Source organism: Aeromonas sp. CA23, assembly GCF_002587065.1.
Classification (GTDB): Bacteria; Pseudomonadota; Gammaproteobacteria; order Enterobacterales; family Aeromonadaceae; genus Aeromonas; species Aeromonas bestiarum.
In genome coordinates this window covers 1,034,861-1,042,500 of record NZ_CP023818.1, presented here as the reverse complement: position 1 = coordinate 1,042,500, position 7,640 = coordinate 1,034,861, and the positions used below count along the sequence as shown (strand labels likewise).

The window sequence follows — 7,640 nt, the reverse complement described above, 5'->3', positions numbered from 1 at the left end:
AGTTCCAGCGCCTGTGCATACTGCTCCTTATTAAGGTGCACTTGCACCAGCAACGCTTTGGCGCGATTGCCTTGCTCGCCTTTCACTGACTTGATGGCCACGAGCTGAGTCATGGCGGCATCCATCTTGCCCTGTTGCAGCAACAGTTCGGCGGCGCGCATGGCGGCTTTGGGCTGACCATGCTGTTTGGCCAGCAGTTGCCAGCTATCGACCGCCTTCGGCCATTCCCGGGCACCTTCCCACAACTGGGCCAGCAGTTGCTGATTGTCAGCACTCTGCTTCATCTGTCCCTTCGCCATGGCGGTTCCCAGTAGACGGGCACCGCGATAGGGCAGCCCCTGCCACGCATAGAGGCGGATCAGCTGGTTGCGGGCTGCCGCATCGTCCATCAGCTGGCGATCGATGGCGGTCTGCAACAGGGCCAGCGCCTGATCGCCACGCTTGGCGGAAAGATTGAGCGACACCGCCTGTTGCCACCATTTGCTCTCTGTCGGCTCGTGACGGATCAGCTCGGCGGCCTGATCGGCAGCTACACCATAACGTTGCTGGGCGGTGAGGGCGGAGAGACGAATGATGGCGGCCTGCTTCTGCCAGCCCTTCTTGAGCAGTTGTTCGCTCTGGCTGGCTGCCTCGGCGTACTGTTTGTTGTGGTAATAGAGGCCGGCCAGACGAAGACGCAGGGCATCGTCGGGTTTGAGTGCCAGTGCCGCCTTGTAGCTGGCGATGGCGCCGGTCCAGTTGGATTGCTGTGCCTGGATATCGCCACGCAGACGCAACAACTGGAGTTGCTGCTGCTCCGGCCACTCTTTATAGGCCAGCGCCTGTTCGACGTAACGGCTCGCCTGGGCGGTCTGCTGCAGGTTGGCTGCCATGGACGCCTGCAGCTGGGCCAGCCAGGCGCGCTCTGCATCGGACCCCGGCTTGAGGCCGGATGCCTTGCTCTGGGCCTGTTGCCACTGGCCGGACTGATAGAGCTTCATCACGGGCTCAAGCTGACGAGAGAAATGGGGGCTCACCTCCATCGCCAGACAGGCTTGGCTGACCAGGGCCAGCAGGCAGATCCAGATCCGCAACATAGTTATGACTCCAGTTTGAATTTGAGCGTGATGACTTGCACCAGCTTGTCGCTGGCGCCGGGCCTGGGCTGATAACGCCACTTGTTGATGGCCTGAATGGCCGCCCGCTCGAACTGACGCTTGGGTTTGGCCTCGATCACTTCCACATCCTGTACTCGCCCCTCGGCATCGACGCTGAAGCGCAGGGTCACTGCGCCTTCAATCCCGGCCTGCTGAGCGCGATAGGGGTAAACAGGCTCGATCCGTTGCAGTGGCATCAGCATGTCGCCGGCACCGACACCGGCGCCCTGCTGCTGACCATGAAAATTGCCGCTCAGCACGGGGGCCGTGCTGGTCGCCACACCGGGGGCATAGACCTGCACAGCGCTGAGGCTGGAGACCAAGTCCAGGCTAGGTTGCACCGAAGGCAACGGCGCCGCGGCCGGCAAGGGCATGGGGGTCGACGCCAGGGCGGCGGGAGGTTCCGGCAGAGGTTCGGGCTCTTGTGGCACAGGGCGTTCACGCACCTGCACCTCGGTCACTTCATTCTGCATGTTGATGACGATGGATTTTTGCTCGCTCGCCACCTTCTCGCCCTTGGGGGGCTCCACCAGAGTGGCCATGAACAGCAGGATTGCCAGACTGAGAGCGATCCCCAGCCCCAGGCTCATCAACTTGAACTTCATTTCGGCGCCACCGCCACGGCGATGTTGGCAATGCCCGCCGCCCTGGCTTCATCCATCACCCGTACCACCTTGCCGTGGGGCACCCGCTCGTCGGCCTGGATCACCAGGCTGGCATCGGGCTGCTCCGCCAGCAGGCGGGCGATACTGGCCTGAACCCTCTCCACGTCTATCTGCTTGCGGTCGAGGAAGATCTGACCCTGGGCACCGATCGCCAGCATGATGCTGGAGGATTTCTGCGCCTTGGCCTGACTGGCCTGGGGTCTGTGCACCTCGAGCCCGGCTTCGCGCACGAAGGAGGTGGTGACAATAAAGAAGATCAGCATGATGAACACGATATCCAGCATGGGGGTCATGTCGATCTGCACTTCGTCACGCTGGCGTTTGGATTGCCGTCTCATTGCATTACCTTCTCTTCTCGCAGGCCGTCCCGGGTCTTGGCCAGCGCACGCCTGGCCTGGCTCTCGAGCCGGCTGAGTAACAAGACGCCGGAGAGGGCCACCACCATACCTGCCATGGTGGGTATGGTGGCGCGGGAGATACCGCCTGCCATGCTCTCCGGGTTAAAGCGGTTGGCCGCGGCCAACGCATCGAATACGCCTATCATGCCGGTCACTGTACCCAGCAGCCCCAGCATGGGGCAGAGCACCACCAGGGTGCGGATGAAGATGAGATGACGGTTCAGCTCCAGCTCGGCCTGGGCCAGCCAGCGACCGCGAATGGCCCTGGCATGCCAGCTGTGGCGCTCGCTGCGCCCCTGCCAGCGGCTCAGCAGCTGTTGCTGCAAGGGGCCAAAGCCCAGATTGAGGTAGAGCAGCCGCTCGATCATCAAAATCCACATCAGCACCAGCAGGGCCAGAATGACCCAGAGCACGGGGCCGCCACGGCCCATGAAGCTCTGCAACTGTTGCCAGATGTCGAGCATCATGCCGCTCGCTCCATCCCGTTGTTATTGCTCTCGGCGCGCTCGGCCAGGATGCCGGCCACCTGCTGCTCCAGCACATTGGAGAGCTCGGTGAAGCGGGACTGCAGCAGGCTGTGAGCCAGGATCAGCGGAATGGCCGCCACCAGACCCTGTACCGTGGTGATCAGCGCCATCGAGATGCCGCCCGCCATGATCTTGGGATCTCCGGTGCCGAACTGGGTGATGGCCTGGAAGGTGCCGATCATGCCGGTGACGGTACCGAGCAGACCCAGCATGGGAGCTATGGCCGCGATCACCTTGACCATGCCGATGCCACGCTCCATGCGGGGCGTCTCCTGCAGTATGGCCTCGTCCAGCCTCAGTTCGAGGGTCTCCATGCTCAGCTCGGGATGCTGCTCCGCCACCGTCAGCACCCGGCCGAGGGCGTTGTCGGCGTGATATTCGCCGCTCTTGAGCTGGCGACGCACCCGGCCCAGTTCACGGGAAAGGCTCCACAGCCGCGCGGCGGCAATGCCCAGACCTATGGCGGCCAGCAGCACTATGATGGCGCCAACCTGACCACCCTGCTGGACTTGCTGCCAGAAGGTGGGGGCCTGCGCCAGCATCTCCAGCAGGGTACCGTGGGAGGGATCCAGCGGCAACGCTTCCCCTTCCTGACCCTGATAGGCCGCAACGTCGGAGAGCACGCCACTTGGCAGACCCAGCACAGGGCTCAGACCCTCGGCTGTGGGCTGCAGGAAGCCTTCACCACCCAGCAGGGCAAAGCTGCCGACCCGGGTCAGCGCCTGCTCGCTGGCAGCCCCCTGGGCATCGAGCACCTTGCCGTCGAACCGGGCGATCCGGCCAGACTCGCGGATCTCTTGCAGCAGAGTCGCGGGCAACAGGGCGAGGGCGGCGCGATCCGGTACCTGCTTCTCCTGCGCCATAGCCTTGAGCGGGGCGAGGCGCTCGGGATACTGGCCCTCGACCGCGGACTCGGCCAGCAGCTTGACCGCATCGCTTGCGCCCTGACGGGTGACCGCGAAGATCTCGTTCATGTCGCCGGAGGCTTGCTCCCACTGGGCGTTGAGCTCCACCAGCTGCTTCTCGTTGCCGGCAAACTCGGCCGCCAGCTGCTTGCTGAGGCTCTGGGCCGCGGCCAGTTTGGCACGAGCACCGTTCAGCTCCTTGGAGACGGAGGCCAGATCCTGCTGCGCCTGCTGTTCACGGGCTTGCTCCTGCTGCTGCCAGGCTTCATCGGCAACGGCGGCAGTGGTGCCCAGAGAGAGGGCAATAGCGAGGGGGAACCACTTCATGGTGACGCTCATGACTGGGCCTCCTGACCACGGCTGACGGAAAGGGGGACATTCAACAACTGGGGGACCTTCTTGTCGGCAGCCATCTCCAGCGCCTCGGCGATGGGAGAAAGCCACTGGCTGTCGAGGGCCTGCCACTGCTTGCTCTGCGCAGACCAGCGCCACGCCTGGGAGCGATCGGCGGTCATCGCCAGCAGGGAAACCCGGCCCACTGCCAGCACATCGACCCGGCGCGGTGCACCGTCCAGCGCCAGCTCGGCGGAGTAACTATCCAGCCGGCTGCCGTATTCGGCTTCGATCTGATAGGCCTGCAGCAGCTGACGGAATTTCTCCGCCTCGCTCACGTCCGCTCGGGCCAGGGTCGCTTTCAGCTGTTCCACCCGCGCCAGCCGATCTTCCCTGCGCAGCGGGATGTCATTTTGTACCAGTTGCTCCAGGTCGGCCTGCATCTGCAGCATCAGCGGGATCAAGCCCTGCCGGGTCTCCTGTACCGCTTCCAGCTGTTGGCTCAGCTTGCCCAGCTCATTTTGCTGATCGGCCACCAGAGACTGCATGTAGCGGTTGTAGGCTTCCAGATCGCGCAGTTGCAGCTGGGCATTTTGCAGCTCCAGCCGGGCGGCAACGGCCGCATCGGCGGCTTTTTCCACCCGCTGCTGGGAGACTTTTCCGGCAGCTATGCTGCTCTTCAGTGCCGGTGCGACCAGCTCGTCGGCGCCGGCAGCAAAGTGGACTGACAATGGCAACAAGGCCAAACCCCAAAACTTATTCATGATATAAATCTTAACAATGATAACTATTCTCATTGTCTCAAAGAGTGGGGTCAGTGGCAATCAGATGATTTTCTTGGCCTTCGGCCGAAAAAACAGGATAATTTTTAAGCAAGCACGGGAGTCACTGGCGTTGGTAGTCACAACACCAAATTAATAAATAAAAAATATCTTTTCGATCAATGTGATAGAGATCGAAAAAGGAGATGTACATGTTTAACGATGCGATCTGGGAACACATCGATCGGTTCACCAAGGCCAAGAAGACCAGCGATATCCAGCAGCAACTGGAGCGCTTCAGTCATCAGATGGGCTTTGATTACTTCCGTCTGCTGATTATTTTCCCCATCAGCATGCAGAAATCCCACGTGGCGTTGTTCAACAACTGCCCCACCAGCTGGTTCGATGCCTACACGGAGCGGCACTACCTGACCCAGGATCCTGTGGTCTTCCTGGGCCTGAAGCAGACCCAGCCCATCTTCTGGAACAAGCTCGACTGCGACTCTCCCTGGCTGCCCAGCGCCAGCCGGGAGGTGATGAATCTGGCCGCCGATTTCGGGGTGAGGAACGGTGTCTCCTTCCCGCTGCACACCCCGCAGGGGGAGCACGGCATCCTCTCCTTCATCAGCAAGGAAAAATCCAACTCCGATCTGATGTTTGAAAACGTTCCCCTGCTGTCGTTCTGCGCCAGCTACATCTTCAACTCGGCGCTGCAGCTGATAAAGAGCAGGCCGGATCTGATGAAGTACCTGACCGAGCTGTCGGACCGGGAGAAGGAGTGCCTGTTCTGGGCCAGCGAGGGCAAGACCTCCTGGGAGATAGCCACCATACTCGGCATCAGCGAGCGGACCGTGAACTTCCACCTCAACCAGGTCACCAACAAGACCGACTCGAAGAACCGCAACCAGGCGATCGCCAAGAGCATCTCCAGCGGCATCATAGTGCCCTCGCTGGACGACGTGACCATCACCAACCTGCGGCTGTCATAGCGCCCCCACCAGACAAACAAAAAGAGCCGCAATGCGGCTCTTTTTTCATTTCTGACAACGGCTTATTCCACAGTCACGGATTTCGCCAGGTTGCGCGGCTGATCCACGTCCGTGCCCTTGATGAGGGCAACGTGGTAGGAGAGCAGCTGCAACGGCACTGTGTAAACGATGGGGGCTATCATCTCTTCCACATGGTTCAGGCTCATCACCCGCATGGTCTCGTCGCTCTTGAAGCCGGCATCGGCATCGGCGAACACGTAGAGGATACCGCCACGGGCACGCACCTCTTCCACATTGGACTTGAGCTTCTCCAGCAGATCGTTGTTCGGCGCCACCACTATGATGGGCATCTCGGCATCGATCAGCGCCAGCGGGCCATGCTTGAGCTCACCGGCGGCATAGGCCTCGGCGTGGATGTAGGAGATCTCTTTGAGCTTGAGCGCCCCCTCCATGGCGATGGGGTACTGGCTGCCACGGCCGAGGAACAGGCTGTGGTGCTTGTCGGCGAACTCTTCGGCCAGGGCTTCGATATCCTTGGCCAGCGCCAGGCTCTCCTTGATGCGCAGCGGCAGGGCTTGCAGCGCCTTGACCAGCTCGGCCTCAGCGGCAGCGCTCAGGTTGCCACGGCAGTGACCGACAGAGGCCACCAGCATCAGCAGGCCGGCCAGCTGGGTGGTGAACGCCTTGGTGGAGGCCACCCCGATTTCTGCCCCCGCGCGGGTCATAAAGGCCAGATCCGATTCACGCACCAGGGAGGAGCCCGGTACGTTGCAGATGGCCAGCGAGCTCATGTAGCCGGACTGCTTGGCCAGCCGCAGGGCGGCCAGGGTATCGGCGGTTTCGCCGCTCTGGGACAGGGTCACCAGCAGGCTGTTGGGGCGCACCACGGATTTGCGATAGCGGAACTCGGAGGCGATCTCCACGTCGCAGGAGACGCCGGCTATCTCTTCAAACCAGTAGCGAGCCACCATGCCCGAGTTGTAGGAGGTGCCGCAGGCAACTATCTGGACGTGCTCGACCTTGTCGAAGATGGCACGGGCGCCGTTGCCGAACGACTCGACCACAACGTGATCCGTGCCCAGACGGCCTTCCAGAGTGTTGGTGATGGCCTTGGGCTGCTCGTAGATCTCTTTGAGCATGTAGTGACGGTATTCGCCCTTGTCACCGGCATCGTGGGAGAGCTCGGATTCCAGCTCTTCGCGCACCACGGCGTCACCGTGGGTATCGAAGATGTGCACGTCGCGGCGGGTCACCTCGGCCACGTCACCCTCTTCCAGGAAGATGAAGCGACGGGTCACCGGCAGCAGCGCCATCTGGTCGGAGGCAATGAAGTTCTCGCCTATGCCGCGGCCGATCACCAGCGGGGAGCCGGAACGGGCCACGACTACACGGCTGTCGTCACGGCTGTCCATCACCACGGTACCGTAGGCGCCGCGCAGCTGCTTCACCGCCACCTGCATGGCCGCCAGCAGGCTGGGGGCGGATTTCAGCTCGTGGTGCACCAGGTGAGCGATCACCTCGGTGTCGGTGTCTGAGCTGAACACATAGCCCAGCCCTTGCAGCTCGGCCCGCAGCTCTTCATGGTTCTCTATGATGCCGTTGTGCACTACGACTATGTGCTCGGAGACGTGGGGGTGGGCATTGCGCTCGGACGGCTCGCCATGGGTAGCCCAGCGGGTATGGGCGATACCGGTTCCACCGTGGACGGACTGCTCCTCCAGCGCCTTGGCCAGCTCGGCCACCTTGCCCAGACGGCGAACCCGCTGCAGCGGCTGGCTGGCGCTGAACACGGCCACACCGGCGGAATCATAGCCACGGTATTCCAGACGGCGCAGGCCTTCTACCAGGATTTCAGCCACATCACGTTGGGCGACGGCCCCGACGATGCCACACATACACTTCTCCTCGATTGAATTCAGAAATAGG

8 protein-coding genes (1 of these 8 cut by a window edge) are annotated in these 7,640 nt (G+C 62.1%); 1 reads left to right on the top strand and 7 read right to left on the bottom strand.

Annotated elements, in window-relative coordinates; genetic code table 11:
- The 6 genes in view from CK910_RS04885 to CK910_RS04860 are tightly spaced (at most 2 nt apart) and all read right to left on the bottom strand, a layout consistent with a single transcriptional unit that may run on beyond the window.
- A protein-coding gene (locus CK910_RS04885) for a tetratricopeptide repeat protein (protein ID WP_172955240.1) crosses the window boundary here: on the bottom strand, window positions 1-1,076 show its 5' portion. Its footprint begins 103 nt before the window's first position; only the first 1,076 of its 1,179 coding nucleotides appear in the window; it begins with the start codon at window positions 1,074-1,076; its stop codon lies off the left edge, out of view.
- A 2-nt stretch (window positions 1,077-1,078) separates the two neighbouring features.
- The gene (locus CK910_RS04880; RefSeq protein ID WP_098981264.1) at window positions 1,079-1,741 is read right to left on the bottom strand and encodes an energy transducer TonB; all 663 of its coding nucleotides are present in this window, start codon (window positions 1,739-1,741) and stop codon (window positions 1,079-1,081) included.
- Window positions 1,738-2,139, bottom strand: a complete 402-nt coding sequence (locus CK910_RS04875; RefSeq protein ID WP_098981262.1) for an ExbD/TolR family protein — start codon at window positions 2,137-2,139, stop codon at window positions 1,738-1,740. Before CK910_RS04875 ends, CK910_RS04880 begins: the two co-directional genes overlap by 4 nt.
- Window positions 2,136-2,666 (bottom strand): MotA/TolQ/ExbB proton channel family protein, encoded by a 531-nt coding sequence (locus CK910_RS04870; RefSeq protein WP_098981259.1) that lies wholly within the window; start codon window positions 2,664-2,666, stop codon window positions 2,136-2,138. The genes CK910_RS04875 and CK910_RS04870 overlap by 4 nt, the downstream gene beginning before the upstream one ends.
- Window positions 2,663-3,970 (bottom strand): MotA/TolQ/ExbB proton channel family protein, encoded by a 1,308-nt coding sequence (locus tag CK910_RS04865; protein ID WP_098981256.1) that lies wholly within the window; start codon window positions 3,968-3,970, stop codon window positions 2,663-2,665. Before CK910_RS04865 ends, CK910_RS04870 begins: the two co-directional genes overlap by 4 nt.
- The gene (locus CK910_RS04860) at window positions 3,967-4,728 is read right to left on the bottom strand and encodes a DUF3450 domain-containing protein (protein ID WP_172955239.1); all 762 of its coding nucleotides are present in this window, start codon (window positions 4,726-4,728) and stop codon (window positions 3,967-3,969) included. The genes CK910_RS04865 and CK910_RS04860 overlap by 4 nt, the downstream gene beginning before the upstream one ends.
- A 209-nt stretch (window positions 4,729-4,937) precedes the next feature.
- Here CK910_RS04860 and CK910_RS04855 point away from each other — a divergent pair, with 209 nt between their 5' ends.
- Complete coding sequence (locus CK910_RS04855; protein WP_042873460.1) at window positions 4,938-5,714, top strand: helix-turn-helix transcriptional regulator; 777 nt, start codon at window positions 4,938-4,940, stop codon at window positions 5,712-5,714.
- A gap of 62 nt (window positions 5,715-5,776) precedes the next feature.
- On the opposite strand, the gene glmS is transcribed toward CK910_RS04855, so the two are convergent.
- Window positions 5,777-7,609, bottom strand: a complete 1,833-nt coding sequence (glmS, locus tag CK910_RS04850) for a glutamine--fructose-6-phosphate transaminase (isomerizing) (protein ID WP_043135305.1) — start codon at window positions 7,607-7,609, stop codon at window positions 5,777-5,779.
- Window positions 7,610-7,640: the final 31 nt, after the last annotated feature.

Coding starts and splice junctions, on each gene's coding strand:
- CK910_RS04880 (WP_098981264.1), bottom strand. CDS start 1,741: ATGAAGTTCAAGTTGATGAGCCTGGGGCTGGGGATCGCTCTCAGTCTG.
- CK910_RS04875 (WP_098981262.1), bottom strand. CDS start 2,139: ATGAGACGGCAATCCAAACGCCAGCGTGACGAAGTGCAGATCGACATG.
- CK910_RS04870 (WP_098981259.1), bottom strand. CDS start 2,666: ATGATGCTCGACATCTGGCAACAGTTGCAGAGCTTCATGGGCCGTGGC.
- CK910_RS04865 (WP_098981256.1), bottom strand. CDS start 3,970: ATGAGCGTCACCATGAAGTGGTTCCCCCTCGCTATTGCCCTCTCTCTG.
- CK910_RS04860 (WP_172955239.1), bottom strand. CDS start 4,728: ATGAATAAGTTTTGGGGTTTGGCCTTGTTGCCATTGTCAGTCCACTTT.
- CK910_RS04855 (WP_042873460.1), top strand. CDS start 4,938: ATGTTTAACGATGCGATCTGGGAACACATCGATCGGTTCACCAAGGCC.
- glmS (WP_043135305.1), bottom strand. CDS start 7,609: ATGTGTGGCATCGTCGGGGCCGTCGCCCAACGTGATGTGGCTGAAATC.